This window comes from Sneathiella chungangensis (genome assembly GCF_009882935.1).
Lineage (GTDB): Bacteria > Pseudomonadota > Alphaproteobacteria > Sneathiellales > Sneathiellaceae > Sneathiella > Sneathiella chungangensis.
The window spans coordinates 46493-64554 of record NZ_WTVA01000014.1; the positions used below are offsets into that span (position 1 = coordinate 46493).

Genomic DNA, 18062 nt, shown 5'->3' on the forward strand with positions numbered 1-18062 from the left:
ACATGAGTGGTTTGCGCTCAACTTCTGGCGTCCCGCCGGCTCTGGCCGGAACGGCGACATCACCGTCCAGCGGTCAGGGACCTGTCGCCCCGGCAAGTCCCGCGACTCCGGCAGGACAGGAGAGCGGATTGCCGGCCGGAACCGCGCCCCCGAAGGCCGCCGCGCCGGTGCTCAGCGAAGACATGCTTGTCAACGCCATCGTCATGGCAAAGTCGACAAGTGAAAATGTGATTTTGCACACCGCGTTCGGCAACTTCCGAATTACCACGCCAACGCCGCTGACCGTCGGCAGCCATATCGTTTTTGAAGTGACGGAGCTGCAGGATATCATAATGGCTCGGCTGCTTGTCTTGAATGGCAAAGACCTTGCGCCGCCTCTGGAAGTACGGCTTTTGCCAACCGTCGAAAAAGCGCTCTCTACCGCTGAGGGTTATATTAAGGCGGGGCAACTGCATCCGGCCGAGCTGAAATCGGGATTGCAAAATCTGACTGCGGCTATTTCTCCCGGCGTGAAAAGCGGCCCGGAACCGACAGCCCAAGGCACGCCGGCACAGACCACGTCTTCGGCGGCTACGCTTCCTCCGTCGCCCAAAAATGCGACTCTCGTTGCGCCGAATGGCGCGACCGGCGTTCAGGCGGATAGTGCGCCTCGCGCAAATCCGCAAGGACTTGCCGTTTATCAGCGGTATCATAGCCCGTCTCTGACGCCAGCTAAGGGTCATACTACCGGCTCTCCGGCGACAGGACAGGGACCGGCCGCGGCACCAAACCAAATATTTGAAGCAGAGATATTCAGCGCGCGGGCAAGGGAATCCGCCGGGAACGCAACAGATCGAATCTCGCTCGCTTCGGGCGAAAAAATCAACCTTATCGTCCGCCCACAACAATCGGGCGGCACATTGCAGCCACGCGGGGATATATTTCAGGGAACCGTCATCGCACTCGCAAGGATGCCGAATAGTAACGGCTTTTCGCGGGTTACACTGCAAACGCCGATGGGTATGATTTCGTACAACACGTCGGCACCGCCGACGGCCGGAACAAATGTTCAGTTCGCCATCGCCGACGAGATTGCCGTTTTTCCCCTACCGGGATCGGAAATCCAGCAGCCCGGTGCGCACCAGCCAAAGCTCGCGCTTATGGGCGAATGGCATAATCTGCGCGAGGCGTTAAATTTGGTCGCGCGGCAAGATCCTATCGTGGCCCAGACCGTCATTAGCCAGATGATGCCGCAGGCAAATGCGCAGCTGTCAAATGCCCTTCTCTTCTTTATGGCGGCCCTCAATCTCGGCTCGATCGAGAAATGGCTGGGCCAGGAATTTACGCAGGCGCTGCGGGCGGCCGGCCGCACGCCGTTACTGCAAGCTCTCGATGACGATTTCTCGACATTTTCCAGGTTGCAAAACGAGGCGGGCGGACAGGATTGGAAGAGCCTCAACTTTCCTTTCTTCGACGGCTCGAACCTTCGTCAGGTGCGCATGTTCTATCGTCAGCGCCAAGGTAACGACGACATGGTCGCAGGCGAGGAAACGACCCGTTTCGTCATTGAACTCAATCTTTCAAAATCGGGTCAGATGCAGCTTGACGGTCTGTTCAAAAGACAACAGTTTAATCTGGCGATCCGGAGCCATAAAGATGTCCCGGAGGACATGCGGCTTCATATCGGCAAGTTGTTCAATGAACATATGGAAATTTCCGGCCTGAAAGGGCAGCTCATCTTCAAGACGACAACCCCCTTCCCCATTGATCCTCTCGCCGAATGGGAAAGGGGGAATGAGCCTGAAAGTCAGGCCTAAATACCAAGCTCCTTCCGCACAGCCTTTGTCAGCTTGGCGCTGATAATCGTATATGCCTCCCTGATATACAGCTTGATATCTTCGTCGGTCATGGCGTCCGCCGAGGTGATTTGAACCCATTTGGCGCGGGCAAGATAGGGTGCGGGAATGATCCCCTCCTGCTCGACAAGAATGGCATAGGCCAGATCGCTGCATTTAAAGCTGATTTTTTCCGTCTCTCCCGCTCCCCAATGCGAGCATATAGCGAAAATCTTCCCTCCGATCTTCCAGACGGACGCATTCCCCCATTGCACAACATTTGTGGCCGCCGGGAGGGTTTCGCAAAAACTATCAAATTCAGTCCGGGTCATAATTCACTTTTCCTCCCCCTGCAGAGCATTTTGCAGATAAATTCATCTTTCGCCACTCAACATTCGATCTTGATAGATCGCGGCCGCTACGCCATATTCGCGAGCAAATTCGAAACTATTGGAAATCAGAAAATGTTTGTCGTCGCCGCGCTCTATAAATTTGTAGCCCTGCCCGACTACGAGGAACTGCAGGGCAAGCTGCTCGACCTCTGCCAGCGAAATGGCATTCAAGGAACACTTCTACTTGCCGAAGAGGGTATCAACGGCACAGTCTCCGGAACGCGCGAGGCGATTGACGCGCTCCTCGGATTTCTCAAGGCCGATACCCGTTTCAAAGACCTGCAGCACAAGGAAGCGCTCTACGAAAAGCAGCCATTTTACCGGATGAAGGTCCGCCTAAAGAAAGAGATCGTGACCCTCGGGGCACCGGGACTCAATCCGCGTGAGGCCGTCGGCACCTATGTCAAACCGAAAGACTGGGACAGCCTTATCAGTGAGCCGGACATCTTGTTGATCGATACGCGCAACGACTATGAAGTGGAAGTCGGGACCTTCAGGGGCGCCATCAATCCGGAGACCAAAACCTTTCGCGAGTTCAAGAAATTTGTCGAGGAAAAACTCGATCCGGTTCGCGACAAGAAAATCGCCATGTTTTGCACAGGTGGCATTCGCTGTGAAAAATCGACATCCTACCTCCTCTCGAAAGGGTTCGAGAATGTCTATCACCTGGAAGGCGGCATCCTGCAGTATCTTGAAGAAGTTCCGAAAAAGAACAGCAGTTGGGAAGGCGAATGCTTCGTCTTTGACCAGCGGGTGACCGTCAATCACGACCTTGAAAAAGGGTCTTATGATCAATGCTACGCCTGCCGCTACCCAATTACCGAAGAGGAAAAGGCCTCGCCGCTTTATATCGAGGGCGTGTCTTGCCCGCGTTGCCATGACAGCCTGAGCCCGGATCAGAAAAAGCGGTTTGCAGATCGTCAGAAACAGATCAGGCTCGCGAAAGAGCGCAACGAAATCCATATCGGCAGCAAGTAACAGCCCCTGCGCCGCGGTTATGGGGATGCTGACCTGATCAGTTTCTTTAAGGGGCGCAGGGCAAATGGATCGGATGTAAAGAAAATAGCCGAAAGAGCTATTTCATGCCGCTTTTTCGCCGATGCAGCTCGATGGCGATTTCATCCAGGCCCATCTGTTCGATCCGGTTACGCTCGTATTTCTCCCGAACCCCGCGTGCATCTAATGCGACCTGATATTTCTTGAGTTCCTGATAGCAATCCGACACCTCATCATTAAGTTCGGCAATCTTGCTATCCACCTCCTCAATGCTGGCCCTTATATTGTCCCGTTTTTGCTTGGCTGCCGCGGCATAATTTGCGAATGAAAATCCGACCTCAGGATTGCTCCCCGCCACTTCCTGCTCTTTTTTCTGCTCCTCTTCCAACGTCCGAAGCTGTTTGACGAATTCCGCCCGCAGACTTTCGAAATCGGCAAGTTCGCGCCGCTTTTCATCGAGCTTCCATTTATGGACCCGGATTAGATTTTGTAATCCCTTCATTTTCTTTCTGCCGTTGTTGCGTCAGGCATGCAGCATCACGCGGTTTCAAGTTCCGGATGCCGCTCCAGAATCTCGGATAGCGCCGCAAAGCACTCTGGAAGGCTGGTTCTTTCCTGCTTCCCCTGGCTCATGAATTCCTCCAGCATGGGGAAAAAATGTATAGCCTCATCCACCAGCGGATCGGTCCCGCGCCGGTAGGCGCCAAGTCGGATCATCTCGGCCATATCCTCATAGGTTGCCAGATATTGCTTCGCTTTCGTAATAATCGCGTTCTCTTCGTCAGTATTGCATCCGGGCATCGTCCGTGAGATGGACTTGAGCACATTGATAGCGGGATAGCGGCCGCGCTCGGCGATTTGCCGCTCCATCACGATATGACCATCCAAAATGCCGCGAACTGCATCCGCCACAGGCTCATTATGGTCGTCGCCTTCGACAAGCACGGTGAAAAGACCGGTAATGCTTCCTTTTCCGGCCCCCGGCCCTGCGCGCTCAAGCAGTTTCGGCAATTCGCTGAAGACAGTAGGCGTATAGCCCTTGCTTGTTGGCGGCTCTCCGCCGGACAGACCAATATCCCGTTGCGCCATTGCAAAGCGTGTGACGCTGTCCATAAGACAGAGAACGTCATTTTCCCGGTCGCGAAAATATTCAGCGAGAGATAGCGTAAGATAAGCCGCCTGCCGGCGCATCAGCGCGGATTCATCCGACGTTGCCACAACAACGATGCTTTTTTTCAATCCTTCTACACCAAGGTCGTCCTTGATAAATTCCTGAACCTCGCGACCGCGTTCGCCGATCAGGCCGATCACATTGATGTCCGCCGCGGTATTCCGGGCCAACATCGAAAAAAGAACGGACTTTCCAACACCTGATCCGGCGAAAATGCCCATGCGCTGGCCACGGCAGCACGTTATAAATGCGTTCAATGCCCTGACGCCGAGATCAATCTTCTCTCCCACCCGCTGACGCGCATGCGCGGGTGGCGGCGCATTCCGAAATGGAACGGGCTCACTCCCGGCGGTGAGGGGCGGCCCACCATCAATAGGTTCGCCCATGGCGTTTACGACACGCCCCAGCCAGCTTGCATTCGGATAAACGACGGGATCCCGCTCGGCAATTTCCGCCTTGCAGCCGATGCCGATGCCTTCCAGCGCGCCAAAGGGCATCAACAAGGCACGCTCGTCACGAAATCCCACGACCTCGCATTTAACACGGCCGCCATCACGGGCGCGGAGATTAACCCGGCTGCCGATACTCAAATGTCTCTGGATCCCACCGATTTCGACCAGCAAGCCCTGAATTGCGGCCACACGGCCATAATATTGAGACGTTGGAACCCGGTTAATTTCTGAAATTATATTTTGCACGAATGACGCTCCGCCGGTCCTTTTATACTAACCAAGAAATCGTTGGTTAAGCCATTGTGCCCGATACAATTTAATGTTTCGTAAATGCCGTAAACCGAAGTTAATAAAGATAGTTAATTTTTATCTTTTGTTTTAACTAATTGTTAAGTTAAGTTATTAATAATAGTTGCGTTCAGGAGGTACAATATATGCGGGTACTATTGATAGAAGACGATAGCTCTATGGCTCGTGGCATCGAATTGATGCTGAGCGCAGAGGGCCTTAATGTTTACACGACCGACCTCGGTGAAGAGGGCGTGGATCTCGGTAAACTCTACGACTACGACATTATTATACTGGATTTGGGCCTGCCTGACATGTCAGGTTACGACGTCTTGAAAAAGCTTCGTACGGCTAAGGTATCAACGCCCATTCTCATCCTGTCCGGAATGTCCGAACCTGATGATAAGGTTAAAGGATTGGGCTTCGGCGCGGATGATTACCTGACCAAGCCTTTTAATAAAGATGAACTTGTTGCACGTATTCATGCAATCGTTCGTCGGTCAAAAGGACATGCGCAATCGACGATCCAGACCGGTAAACTTACCGTCAACCTGGATTCCAAATCTGTCGAGGTCAGCGGCCAGAGACTGCATCTGACCGGCAAGGAATACGGCATGCTGGAACTTCTCAGCCTGCGCAAGGGAACGACACTCACGAAGGAAATGTTCCTCAACCACCTCTATGGGGGTATGGACGAGCCGGAACTCAAGATTATCGACGTTTTCGTCTGTAAACTTCGCAAAAAGCTTGCGGCGGCAACCGCCGGAGACAACTATATCGAAACGGTCTGGGGCCGCGGTTATGTCCTGCGCGACCCTGATGAAAGCCTGCAGGCCAAAGCAAGCTAGGCATCGCTCAGCGAGAAAAAATAGAAGACAAATTAAACCCCGCGGAACATCAAATTCCGCGGGGTTCAATTTTCTCAGGTTCGACTATCTTAACCGCAATCAAATGCGAAATCGCATCCGACGACTGGCGCCTTAACTGGCTGCTGCCATCAGGCCGCCCTTGACGGAGGTATAAACGCCGCGCTGTCCGTCGACTGGTTTAAAGCTGTCGCAGATACCGAGAACGGTCTCGGCGCCGCCGAGGAACAACGCCCCGTCTTCCGCCAGAATGTTATGCACCTGATCGAGCACCTTGCCTTTTGTCGGCTGGTCGAAATAGATCAATACGTTGCGGCAGAAAACAACATCGAACTGCCCCATGCCTCCAAGGTCCTCAAGAAGGTTTTTGGGCGCAAATTTCACCATCGCGCGGATCGAGCTGTCGATCTGCCACATCTCGCCGACCTGCTGGAAATGTTTCATCAGCAGTTGAATTGGCAGGCCGCGCTGTACCTCAAACTGGGAATACAGCCCCGCCTTCGCCTTCTCGAGCACTTCTGTAGAGATGTCGGTTGCCAGAATTTCGACACGCCAGCCGGCCATTTTGGCCGCCTCTTCCTTGAGCAGCATGGCGATTGAGTAAGGTTCCTGCCCAGTCGAACAGGCCGCAGTCCAGATCCGAAGGGATTTCTTGGCCGCGCGCGCTTTCAGAAGCTGCGGCAGCACCACATCACGGAAAATATCAAACGGCTTCGTATCACGGAAGAAGAATGTCTCATTTGTCGTCATCGCTTCGGTGATTTCGTTGAGCAACCGCTCGTCCTGCGTGCGGCGCACTTCGTCGGCAAGCGCCTCCAGACTCTCAAGTCCGCGACGGCGGGCCAATGGCACCAGTCGGCTTTCGAGCAGATAAACTTTTTCCTCGGTCAGAACGAGACCGGAACGCGACTTGACGATTTCTCCGAAAAGCTGGAAGTCCTGGCTGTTCATGCGGGCCTCCCCATAATTACATTTTCGATCGCGCCGGTAATGTCCTGCAAGGGCAACACCTTGTTGCACAGGCCTGCGGACGCAACCGCCCCCGGCATTCCCCAAACCACACTTGTTTCTTCATCCTGACCAATCACCACTGCTCCTGACTCCGCAAGTTTTCTGCATCCATCCAGCCCATCATGCCCCATACCCGTCAGTATCACTGTCAACACATGCGCGCCGAAGACGGCCTGCAGGCTTCGCAGCATAGGATCAACGGAAGGGCGGCAATAATTCTCCGGCGGTTCCTGATTAAGCCTAATAACAGGCACCGCGCCTTCATTAACAACAGTCATATGCCAATCACCAGGTGCGACATAGACACGATTATCAAGAACTTTTTCGCCATCTTTCGCTTCCATACAGTCCTTGTCATATATCTTGTTCAGATGCTCAGCCAGGATAGCCGTAAAAGTTCCCGGCATATGCTGCGTGATAAAAACTGGCAGGGTCGTTTTTCCTTTAAGCGCCTCGAACAGCTTGAAAAGCGCCTGTGGCCCCCCGGTGGAGGCGCCGATGGCGATCACCTTGGGCGACGGAATTGTCTTGAAGGGGCGCAGGACAATGGGAGCTTTCGCGCCGATGACCACCCGCGGCTTACGTTCCGTTTGGACCGGCTTCAAGGCCGGACGGGCGGCAACCTTACCGGCGGCCCGATCCCGCGTTCGCCGCGTCGCGCCAAGGGCCTTGATTTTCTCAACCAGTCCTCGCTGGAAAATTTCCTTCTCGTCCACGACGCGCGTCGATTCCGGTTTGGCGATGTAATCTGCGGCGCCCATGGAAAGCGCCTTCAAGCTGACATCGGCATTTCGCCGCGTCAGGGTGGATGCCATAATTATCTGTACATCGGGATCCAGCTTGACCAATCTCGGCAAGGCCGTCAGCCCGTCCATTTCAGGCATTTCGATATCGAGGATAACCAGCTCCGGTCGCGCGCGTTCGAACTCCCGCAGCGCCATGACGCCATTGCTGGCGATTGCAACAACCTCAATCTCTTTTTCCGCCTCCAACCATCTGGAGAGGAAGCCGCGGATAACCGCGGAATCATCGACGATCATCACCCTGTAGGGATTGCTGACCGCCCTTTCCGGCCGTGTCACTATGGTATCAGCCTGGATCACCTAGAGAACTCCTACCTGAGAGAATTTGGCCTCGATAATCGCCCTGTCGAAGGGTTTCATAATATATTCGTTGGCGCCCGCAGAAATCGCTTCACGGATATGCGCCATATCATTTTCCGTCGTGCAGAAGATAACGACCGGCTGGTCGCCATTTTCCGAGCTGCGAAGAGTCCTGAGAAAGTCAATTCCGTTCATTACCGGCATATTCCAGTCGAGCAAGATGACGTCGGGCATCTTCTCCTGACAGGTCGTCAATGCTCCCTTTCCATCTTCGGCTTCCAGAATTCCAAAGCTCAGATCCTCCAATATCCGCCGGGCAACCATGCGGACGACTTTGGAATCATCAACAATCAGACATGATGGCATTAAACTTCTCCGTTTTTTCTTATGCTGCGATGGTTGAATTGCCAGCGAAATCCAGCAAGCGTTCTATCTGCAGAACCACTAGCAGCTTTTTCTCGAGGCGATAGACGCCGCCGGATATTTCCTTCCAGCAGGAATCCAGGGTTACGGGCGTCGGTTGTAACTCATTCATATCGAGGCTGAGCACCTCTCCCACATTATCGATCATGAGGCTATACGGTTCCCCCTGATGCTCAACGACGATGCTCATGCCGTCTTCGTCATTTTCTAGCTCCGGAAGCCCAAGCCGTTTGCGCACGTCGATGGCGGTTACAATGCGTCCGCGCAGGTTAAGCGCGCCGGCAACTTCCGCCGGTGCAAGTGGAATTTTCGTCAGTTTGAGACCGCGAAGAACGTCATGGACCTCAAGTACCGGAATTCCGAAAAGCTGATCCGCGATCAAAATCGTTACATAATCTTGCATGTTGCTGGGCGTCATTTTGAACTTCCACTTGCTTTAAGGGTCTGCGTCAGCGCGGACATCAAAGAGTCCCGATCGAATTTAGCGACATAGTCAGAGAAGCCCACGGCGCGGCCACGATCAAAATCATCCGGGGACGTGTGGGACGAGAGCGCGACAATCGGAGTTTCATTCCACCGGTCATCGCCTTTGATCTCCTCCGCGAAGGTGAACCCGTCCATTCCCGGCATCTCGATATCGCTGATGATGATGTCGAAATTCTCACCGGAATCCCTCTTCTTCAATGCATCGACACCATTTTCCGCCGTTGATACGTCATATCCGGCGGTTTTCAGGAGCGGGACAAGCATATTTCGGAAAAAGGGGCTGTCGTCGACTAGAAGGATTTTCTGTTTGTCGCTGCCCTGACCGAAAGGTCGGGTTTCGTTGCCGCCGAACCAGTTGCCGAAACATTTCTGCAGACAGTACCCGACATCGACGATATCGGTCGCCTTACCACGGATGACGGCGCTGCCGACGAAGCCGTCCCGCTCCGAAATCATTTCAACATCGAGATAGTCTTCAACGATATCGACAATCTCATCTACAACGAGGCCCATCGTGCGGTCGTGATCGCTGAACACAAGTACCGGCTGGCGGCCTTCTTCAACGATCGTGACGTTGTCATCGATGGTCGTCAGTGGCATAAGCTGGCCACGATACTGGACCACTTTCTTGCCGTTTGCTTCTTCAATGGACGCGACATCAATTTCTTCAAGACGGGCGACAAGCGAGAGCGGCACGGCTTTGGGATCCTTGCCACCGGCCCGGAAGACGAGAAGCGCAATTTTGTCTTCCTGCTTGAGTGTCTGGTTGGTCTCCTCTTTTTCCCGGCTGCTATCGGAGTTCACGACCGCATCGCCGGAGACGGCGGCTATACCGTTCGGATCGAGGATCATGATCACACTTCCGTCGCCCAGGATAGTGTTGCCTGAGAAAATCGAGAGATTCTTGAGTATTGGCGCAATGGGCTTAACGACGATTTCCTCGGTATCAAATACCCGGTCGACAACGATGCCAAAGACAAAGCTGGCCACCTGGATGACAACAATAAACTCCTCGGCGCCCTTTACTTCACTCTGGTCGGCCACTTCGTCGGCCGCCGTCTCAAGCCGCATGATTTCATTCAGATGAACCAGTGGCAGCAGATGATCGCGCAGGCGCAGAACCGGAGAATCGTTGATCATCTCAATTGTATGATCGCTGCTGTTGTTCGTTGATGCCCGAACCAGCTCGAGAACACTGGTCTGCGGGATTGCGAAGCGCTCGCCGCAACATTCGACAATCAGCGCTGATACGATCGCAAGGGTAAGCGGAATCTTGATTGTGAACGTCGAGCCGTGCCCCTCTTCAGAGGTAAGCGCAATCGTGCCGCCGATCTTTTCGATGTTCGACCGGACAACATCCATACCGACGCCGCGCCCGGAAACATTTGTGATCTTCTCAGCGGTCGAGAAACCGGCACGCATGATGAAGTTCTGGATCTGCTGCTTGCTCATCCCTTCAAGTTCGGATTCACTCGCAAGGCCATTCTCGATGACCTTCTTCTTGATTTTCTCACTGTTAAGGCCACGGCCGTCATCGGATATCTTGATGATGATGTGGCCGCCCTCGTGAAACGCCTCAAGAATGATCTTGCCGGTTTCCGGCTTGCCTGACGCGGTGCGGTCCTTCGGCATTTCCAGCCCATGGTCGGCCGAATTGCGAACCATATGAGTAAGCGGGTCCTTAATCAGCTCAAGGACCTGCCGGTCGAGTTCCGTCTCCGCGCCATGCATGACCAGGTCAATTTTCTTGCCCAGTTCATGGCCGAGATCACGAACGATACGCGGTAGTTTCGACCATGCATTACCGATCGGCTGCATGCGGGTTTTCATCAACCCTTCCTGCAGTTCCGTCGTTACGTGGCTGAGCCGCTGCAAGGGGACAGTAAACTCGTTGTCGTCCATCCCGCGGACCATCTGAAGGAGCTGGTTTCGGGTCAGGACAAGTTCACTGACCATTGTCATCAGATTTTCCAGCATCTGCACGTTCACGCGAATACTCTGATTGGCGATGCTCGATTCCTTCGCCGCGCGCTCGGCTGCCGGCTTTGCCGTTTCCGATGCATCGTCTTCTTTCTTTTCAACCGCGGGCTCCGGCAATTCGTCCGGTCCTTCGGCGGCCTGGAAAGCGGCTTCAAGTTCTTCAAGAGATACTTCGCCAGGACGCAGCTCTTCATCCGGCCCTTCAGCAGCCTGGAATGCGGCTTCCAATTCTTCTTCGGATACCTTCCCCGCAGGAATATCTTCTTCTGTTTTCGCAACAGGCGCTGCCTCGGCGGAAGAGGTTCCGAAGGCAACATCATTTAGGCGGGCGATCAGGTCGGCATCGTTACCGGCCGGTTCTTCTTCCGTCTCTTCGATCGTCGCCAGAATATCCTTGATGACATCCATGGCTTCCAGGATGATCGTCACGACGTCGGCAGTCACCGTCAGTTCCTTGTCGCGGATCTTGCCAAGGACGTTTTCGCCGGCATGCGCGACCGCCTCGAGCCGCGGAAGACCGAGAAAGCCGCAAGTGCCCTTTATCGTATGAACAAGGCGAAAAATATTGTCGATTTGGCTTTCGTCGCTCGGATCCTGCTCCAGAACAACGAGAGACGCGTCAACTATGCCTATGCTTTCGTTGGTTTCCGTAAGAAATTCACTTAGAAGATCGTCCATTTCCCCGCGCACTTTCAGTATCTTTAGATGAGATTCAGGAAGGCAATATCCCTGAAATTTTCAGATACAGAATGCAGGATATAGGTTAACAAGCGGTTACGGATTACGCGGTTTAAGCCGTTTTTTTTAGCCTAAAATCACAATTTCTAAAATTTTAAATATCGATATTCAATGCAGGAATAATCAATTAAATAGGGATTCAAAATTAAATCAATTTCAATTCTGGATTATTTTGAGCGCACGGCGAGGACGACCCGGTTTTCTTCCACCTCCCGAATTTCGAGAGCCGCATCATTGTTTGCACAAAGCGCCATTAGATACTGCACGCCAACATTCTGCGCCGTCAGTGCTTCCTCGCTATATCCATTCTGGAGTATTTCTGTGACATCCTCTCGCAGCACGGCACGCGGTCCTTCTGCGCGAAAAACGAAGGTCCAGCCTGTGTCCGATATATCACCCGCCACCGTAATCTCCCCCCCACGCGGAAGCGCGCCGGCGGCAACAACAAGCAGGTTACAGAGTATCTTGATAACGTCTTTTGGCAGAAGTTCCGCGCCGCCCGCACTGTCCGGCCAATCCAGCCTGACTTTCCCATAGGACATCAGATCTCGGCTGAGGCTTCGTGCGTCCCGAATGGACACTTCCTGACCCATGCCGCCTGCGAGCCCGAACGCGAGACGATAGAATTGCAGCCGCGCCGAAGCCTCACCTGCACTTTCGCTGACAAGCTTCAGCGCCTCGGCGCGCATATCCTCATTGCCATCATCGCTGACGAGTTCTATACCGTTACAAACCGCGCCGATGGGACCGATAACATCATGGCAGAGTTTAGAGCTCATCATCGAGGCAAGTTTCAGGTCAATCATCTTCTCTCCAAAATCCGCGGTTTGCGGTACGCTACAAAAATGGAACAACCTTTGTCGGATGCACAACAATTTGATAGAGTGAATATGCAACAATCTTGTCTGCCATGTTAAGAGAAAAATCATGCTAGCTCGGTTTTCACCCGGTCAGTATGTCCGTCATCCGCAGGAGCCGGACTGGGGCATCGGACAGGTTCAGTCGTCGGTCGCGGACCGCGTCACGGTGAATTTTACGCATGCCGGCAAGCAAATGATAATCGTCAGCGTGGTTGATCTCGTGGTCATAAGCGACGAAGAGGCGCAGCGGGATCAAGATCGCCGGAATTAGGCTGGAGGACCATAGGATGTCAGCAGGGAAAACGCTATTTGCTGTTCCAAAAGCGCCAGGCAAGGGTGGGCGCAGGGCGCGCTACCAGAAAAAAGGACGTCAGGTCGATCCGGCCGCCGCACGGGAAATCACGGCCTTACTGGGGGACCGATCCCGGCAAAAGGATCTGTTGATCGAGCATTTGCACCTTATCCAGGATACATACGGATATTTATCCGCCCCGCATCTGACCGCCCTTGCCGCTGAAATGCGGATGGCCTTGGCGGAAGTCTATGAAGTGGCGACTTTTTATCACAATTTCACAGTTGTGAAGGAAGGCGACGCAGCCCCGGCGGCAATAACCATCAAGGTCTGCGATAGCCTGAGTTGCGAATTGGCCGGTGCAATGAAGCTGAAACAGGAACTGGCGGGAAAATATGGCGCCACCGTCCATGTCACTCACGGCGCCTGCATGGGCCGCTGCGCGGAAGCGCCAGTTGTTCGCCTCAAGGATCACTATGTCGGTGATGCGACCGTCGGCGCCGTAGATGACATGATTGAAGCCGTAAAGAAAGACGCCCCTGTTCCTATCCCTGACTATACATCGTTTGATGACTACAAGGCGGCCGGGGGTTTTGCCGTCCATGCCAGACTGCGCGCCGGCGATCTGGTCTCCGATACAATCATCGACGCATTGAACGAGGGTAGTCATCGCGGGCTTGGTGGCGCAGGCTTTCCGCACGCCCTAAAGCTCAACTCCGTGTTATCGGTTCCGAGCCCGCGCTATATGGCGGTCAATGCCGATGAGAGCGAACCGGGCACTTTCAAGGATCGGTATTTCATGAACAGAAATCCCTACCAGTTTCTGGAAGGGATGCTGATTGCGGCGGAAATCGTCGAAGCAGAGAAAATTTATATTTTCCTTCGCGATGAATATCCTGAAACGGCGAGAATTCTTGCTGACGCCATCGAAAAACTGAAAATCGAAAAGCTCGATGGCGGCCGGCAAATCTTTCTTCGTCGGGGTGCTGGCGCCTATATCTGCGGCGAGGAAAGCGCGATGCTGGAAAGCATCGAGGGCAAGCGAGGGCTCCCCCGTCACAAGCCGCCCTTCCCGGCTCATGTCGGGCTTTTTGGACAGCCAACCCTCATCAATAATGTCGAAACCCTTTACTGGCTGCCGGAGATTATCCACAAAGGACCGGAATGGTTCAAAAAAGGCGGTCGTCACGGGAGCAAGGGCTTCAGAAGTTTCTCCCTTTCGGGTCACGTGAAGAAACCGGGCGTTTATATCACGCCTGCCGGGATTACTGCCCAGGAACTGATCGACGAGTTTGGCGGCGGCATGAAAGACGGCCATAAATTCCGCGCGTATCTGCCGGGCGGCGCGTCCGGTGGACTGCTCCCCGCGTCGATGGCGGATATCCCGCTTGATTTCGGCACGCTCGAGAAGCATGGCTGTTTCATCGGCTCGGCTGCCGTCATTGTCATTTCGGACAAGAATGACCTCAAAATGGTCGCCCGCAACCTGATGCGCTTCTTCGAAGATGAAAGCTGCGGTCAATGTACCCCCTGCCGGGCAGGCACGGAGAAAGCGCTCAAGCTGATGGAGGCGGAGCATTGGGATCGTGAATTGCTGACCGAGCTCAGTACGGTGATGCGCGATGCCTCGATCTGCGGTCTTGGTCAGGCAGCGCCCAATGGCCTGATGTCGATCCTCAAACATTTTCCGGAGGAGGTGCAATGAGCGATCACGTCACTTTCGAGCTGGATGGCAAGACGGTCACGGCAGAGGCCGGGCAATCCATTTGGGATGTCGCCAAACGCGAAGGTACCTTGATCCCTCATCTCTGTCATTCGGACCGTATCGGCTTTGAAGCGGACGGAAATTGCCGGGCCTGCATGGTCGAAATCGAGGGCGAGCGCGTTCTCGCCGCCAGTTGCATTCGTCAACCGACCGACGGCATGAAGGTACGCACCGCGACGGAGCGTGCCGAAAAATCCCGCAAGATGGTGATGGAGCTGCTGATTGCCGATCAACCTGATCGCGCCACGTCCTACGATAAAGACAGTCATTTCTGGAAAATGGCGGATCAGCAGCATATTGCACCGAGCCGCTTCCCGTCCCGCGAAATGCCGGCGGAGGATCTTTCCCATCCTGCCATGGCGGTCAATCTCGACGCCTGCATCAACTGCAATCTTTGCGTCCGCGCCTGTCGGGATGTGCAGGTTAACGACGTCATCGGCATGGCGGGCCGCGGCGCGCATTCCAAAATCGTCTTTGATTTTGATGATCCCATGGGAAATAGCACCTGTGTCGGCTGCGGTGAATGCGTTCAGGCCTGCCCAACCGGCGCATTGCTTGAAAAGTCGGTTCTGGGTGATCACCGAATAGATCGCGAGGTCAACAGTGTTTGCCCCTTCTGCGGCGTCGGCTGCCAGCTTACCTTCAAGATACGTGACGATAAAATCCTCTTTGCCGATGGCCGCAATGGTCCCGCCAATGAAGAACGGCTCTGTATCAAGGGACGTTTCGGCTTCGATTATATCCATAATCCGGATCGCTTGACGGTACCGCTTATCCGCAAGGAAGGTGTGGCAAAGGCCGATGTGGCCAACCTCGACCCCGCCAATCCCTACACCCACTTCCGTGAAGCAAGCTGGGAAGAGGCGCTGGACGTCGCCGCAAACGGGTTGAAGAAAGTACGGGACACAAAAGGCGGTAACGCTTTGGCCGGCTTCGGCTCTGCCAAAGGCTCGAACGAGGAAGCCTATCTCTTTCAGAAACTGGTGCGGACCGGCTTCGGCACCAATAACGTGGATCACTGCACGCGGCTCTGTCACGCGTCTTCCGTCGCGGCACTCCTCGAGACCGTTGGCTCGGGCGCGGTCTCGGCACCATTTAACGAGGCCGAAAACGCCGACGTCATCATGGTCATCGGCTCCAACCCCACCGTTAATCATCCGGTCGCCGCCACGTTTTTCAAGAATGCCGCCAAGAAGGGGGCCAAGCTGATCATTGTCGATCCGCGCGGACAGGCGCTTTCCCGCCACGCCACCTATATGCTGCAGGAAAAGCCCGGCACCGATGTTGCGCTGCTCAATTCCATCATGCATGTGATCGTCGCGGACGGATTAACGGATGAGACCTACATTAAGGAACATACGGAAAATTTTAACGCGCTGTGCGCTCACCTGAAGGACTTCAGCCCCGAAGCCATGGAAGCTGTCACGGGCATCGACCCCGCAATCATCCGGGAGGTTGCCCATGTTTTCGCCAAAGCGAAGGCCGCGATTATCTTCTGGGGCATGGGCATCAGCCAGCATGTGCATGGCACCGATAATTCGCGCTGTCTGATCAGCCTCTCTCTGATGACAGGACAGGTCGGACGACCGGGCACGGGCCTTCATCCCTTGCGTGGGCAGAACAATGTGCAGGGTGCCTCCGACGTCGCGCTGATCCCGATGTTTTTGCCCGATTACCAATCGGTGGAAGATCCGGTTATTCGCGAAAAATTCGAGAAATTCTGGGGCGCGTCGCTTGACCCGAAGAAGGGCCTTACCGTGGTCGAGATTACCGAGGCCATCCATAAGGGTGAGATCAACGCCATGTATATCATGGGCGAGAACCCGGCGATGTCGGATCCCAATGTCAACCATGCCCGCGAAGCGCTCTCGATGCTCGACCATCTGGTGGTGCAGGACCTGTTCCTCACGGAAACGGCCGCCTATGCCGATGTGGTCCTGCCCGCCTCCGCCTGGCCTGAAAAAGACGGCACCGTCACCAATACCAACCGGCAGGTGCAGATGGGCCGCGCGGCCGTTCCAATGCCGGGAGAGGCGCGTCAGGATCTCTGGATCATACAGGAAATTGCCCGGCGACTCGGCCTCAACTGGAACTACAGTCACCCGAAAGATGTATTCGCGGAGATGACGCAGGCAATGCACAGCATCCGCGGCATCAGTTGGGATCGGCTGGAGGCCGAAGATGCCGTCATCTATCCCTGCGAAAGCCCGGGAGATCCGGGTCAGCCGCTGATCTTCACGAAGGATTTTCCGACCGCGAACGGCCTTGGGAAATTCGTACCGGCGAGCCTGATCTCACCGGATGAGATACCGGATGCGGAATTCCCGGTTGTCCTGACGACCGGTCGATTGTTGGAACATTGGCATACGGGTTCGATGACCCGCCGCTCGCAAGTCCTGGATGCGGTAGAGCCCGAACCCATCGTCCATATGCCGCCCGTCATGATCGAGGAGCTGGGCGCGAAAGCCGGCGATCTGGTGACCGTCCGCTCCCGTCGTGGTGAAATCGACATACGCGTACGGGCCGACGGCGCGGTGCAGAACGGCATGATTTTTATCCCCTTCTGCTATGCCGAAGCGGCCGTTAACCTGCTGACAAACGACGCGCTTGACCCTTTCGGAAAAATCGCGGAAGTTAAATTCTGCGCCGTAAATGTCGAAAGGAAGTCCGCCTGAAATGTCCGACGATCTGAAGAGAAGAACAACTGTCGGAATTATCCAGACGGGACGTGTAGGCGGGTCGCTTGGCGTCAAGTACGGTGAGTATCCGGATATGTTCATGGCGCTGTTCAAGGACGAACCTTTCGACTACGTCACCTACCCCGCCATAGACAAAAAGCTGCCCAAGCATCCGCTTGAATGCGACGCTTGGGTCATCACGGGGTCGAAGCATGGGGTGTACGAGGATTTCGACTGGATTGCGCCGCTTGAGAATTGCGTGCGCAAGCTGATCGCGAGCGGCCAGCCAACCATAGGTATATGTTTCGGGCATCAGATTATGGCAAAGGCCATGGGCGGCCGGGTCGAAAAATTCTCCGGCGGATGGGGCGTCGGGCGGATGACCTACACGGACCTCACCAGTAGCAGCGAAGCGCGGCTTCTTTCCTTTCACCAGGATCAGGTAACCGATCCGCCGGAAAGCGCGGACCTTATTCTCACATCCGACTTCTGTCTGTTCGCCGGACTGAAATATTCACCGGCGTGTTTTTCCTTGCAGCCACATCCCGAGCATACGCTGCCGTTTATGGTGGATCTGATCAATCAGCGGCGTGGTGTGCAGCTTTCCGTCGAACTTGCGGATCAGGCCCTCTCCTCCCTCGCGGGACCGAATGACCAGGAACAATATGGCCAGTGGATGGCCGAAGTATTGAAGGGAGAGAGGCGGATATAATATCGCCTCTCCACTTGTCCCGGCACGCTTCGGGA

General features: G+C 54.7%; 16 protein-coding genes. 7 read left to right on the plus strand and 9 right to left on the minus strand.

The genetic code is table 11. The features are described from left to right. Window positions 1–2: 2 nt before the first annotated feature. Window positions 3–1796 carry a hypothetical protein gene (locus tag GQF03_RS11950; RefSeq protein ID WP_161339520.1) on the plus strand — a complete coding sequence of 598 codons (1794 nt, stop codon included), beginning with the start codon at window positions 3–5 and terminating at the stop codon, window positions 1794–1796. On the opposite strand, the gene GQF03_RS11955 is transcribed toward GQF03_RS11950, so the two are convergent. Continuing rightward, a complete protein-coding gene (locus tag GQF03_RS11955) occupies window positions 1793–2146 on the minus strand; it encodes an MmcQ/YjbR family DNA-binding protein (protein ID WP_161339521.1) in 354 nt (117 codons plus the stop codon). The two genes, GQF03_RS11950 and GQF03_RS11955, sit on opposite strands and share 4 nt — an antisense overlap. 132 nt (window positions 2147–2278) lie before the next feature. Between GQF03_RS11955 and trhO the strand changes: the two genes are divergently transcribed. After that, complete coding sequence (gene trhO, locus GQF03_RS11960) at window positions 2279–3184, plus strand: oxygen-dependent tRNA uridine(34) hydroxylase TrhO (RefSeq protein ID WP_161339522.1); 906 nt, start codon at window positions 2279–2281, stop codon at window positions 3182–3184. A 97-nt stretch (window positions 3185–3281) separates the two neighbouring features. Here trhO and GQF03_RS11965 read toward each other — a convergent pair whose 3' ends face one another. Beyond that, complete coding sequence (locus GQF03_RS11965) at window positions 3282–3704, minus strand: flagellar FliJ family protein (protein ID WP_161339523.1); 423 nt, start codon at window positions 3702–3704, stop codon at window positions 3282–3284. 35 nt (window positions 3705–3739) lie between these two features. Further along, window positions 3740–5071 (minus strand): flagellar protein export ATPase FliI, encoded by a 1332-nt coding sequence (gene fliI, locus GQF03_RS11970; RefSeq protein WP_161339524.1) that lies wholly within the window; start codon window positions 5069–5071, stop codon window positions 3740–3742. Window positions 5072–5259: 188 nt separating this feature from the next. Here fliI and ctrA point away from each other — a divergent pair, with 188 nt between their 5' ends. Continuing rightward, window positions 5260–5961: a response regulator transcription factor CtrA gene (gene ctrA / locus GQF03_RS11975; protein WP_161339525.1), complete on the plus strand. Its 702-nt coding sequence runs from the start codon at window positions 5260–5262 to the stop codon at window positions 5959–5961. Between the two features lie 132 nt (window positions 5962–6093). Here ctrA and GQF03_RS11980 read toward each other — a convergent pair whose 3' ends face one another. The 6 genes from GQF03_RS11980 to GQF03_RS12005 form a co-directional block, all read right to left on the minus strand. Next, window positions 6094–6930 carry a CheR family methyltransferase gene (locus GQF03_RS11980; RefSeq protein ID WP_161339526.1) on the minus strand — a complete coding sequence of 279 codons (837 nt, stop codon included), beginning with the start codon at window positions 6928–6930 and terminating at the stop codon, window positions 6094–6096. After that, window positions 6927–8093: a chemotaxis-specific protein-glutamate methyltransferase CheB gene (locus GQF03_RS11985; RefSeq protein ID WP_206376418.1), complete on the minus strand. Its 1167-nt coding sequence runs from the start codon at window positions 8091–8093 to the stop codon at window positions 6927–6929. Before GQF03_RS11985 ends, GQF03_RS11980 begins: the two co-directional genes overlap by 4 nt. Further along, window positions 8094–8459, minus strand: coding sequence for a response regulator (locus GQF03_RS11990; RefSeq protein ID WP_161339527.1), 366 nt, complete (start codon window positions 8457–8459; stop codon window positions 8094–8096). Window positions 8460–8478: 19 nt separating this feature from the next. After that, window positions 8479–8934, minus strand: coding sequence for a chemotaxis protein CheW (locus tag GQF03_RS11995; protein WP_161339528.1), 456 nt, complete (start codon window positions 8932–8934; stop codon window positions 8479–8481). Further along, window positions 8931–11660, minus strand: a complete 2730-nt coding sequence (locus tag GQF03_RS12000) for a hybrid sensor histidine kinase/response regulator (RefSeq protein ID WP_161339529.1) — start codon at window positions 11658–11660, stop codon at window positions 8931–8933. The genes GQF03_RS11995 and GQF03_RS12000 overlap by 4 nt, the downstream gene beginning before the upstream one ends. Before the next feature lie 227 nt (window positions 11661–11887). After that, window positions 11888–12526 carry a histidine phosphotransferase family protein gene (locus GQF03_RS12005; protein ID WP_161339530.1) on the minus strand — a complete coding sequence of 213 codons (639 nt, stop codon included), beginning with the start codon at window positions 12524–12526 and terminating at the stop codon, window positions 11888–11890. 121 nt (window positions 12527–12647) lie between these two features. Between GQF03_RS12005 and GQF03_RS12010 the strand changes: the two genes are divergently transcribed. From GQF03_RS12010 to GQF03_RS12025, 4 genes are read left to right on the plus strand one after another with little or no spacing between them, the layout of a single operon-like run. After that, window positions 12648–12851, plus strand: a complete 204-nt coding sequence (locus tag GQF03_RS12010; protein ID WP_161339531.1) for a DUF3553 domain-containing protein — start codon at window positions 12648–12650, stop codon at window positions 12849–12851. Between the two features lie 16 nt (window positions 12852–12867). Then, window positions 12868–14577, plus strand: coding sequence for an NAD(P)H-dependent oxidoreductase subunit E (locus GQF03_RS12015; RefSeq protein ID WP_161339532.1), 1710 nt, complete (start codon window positions 12868–12870; stop codon window positions 14575–14577). Beyond that, on the plus strand, window positions 14574–17312 hold the full coding sequence (fdhF, locus tag GQF03_RS12020) for a formate dehydrogenase subunit alpha (protein ID WP_161339533.1): 2739 nt from the start codon (window positions 14574–14576) through the stop codon (window positions 17310–17312). Before GQF03_RS12015 ends, fdhF begins: the two co-directional genes overlap by 4 nt. 1 nt (window position 17313) lies before the next feature. Then, window positions 17314–18027, plus strand: coding sequence for a type 1 glutamine amidotransferase (locus tag GQF03_RS12025; RefSeq protein ID WP_161339534.1), 714 nt, complete (start codon window positions 17314–17316; stop codon window positions 18025–18027). Window positions 18028–18062: the final 35 nt, after the last annotated feature.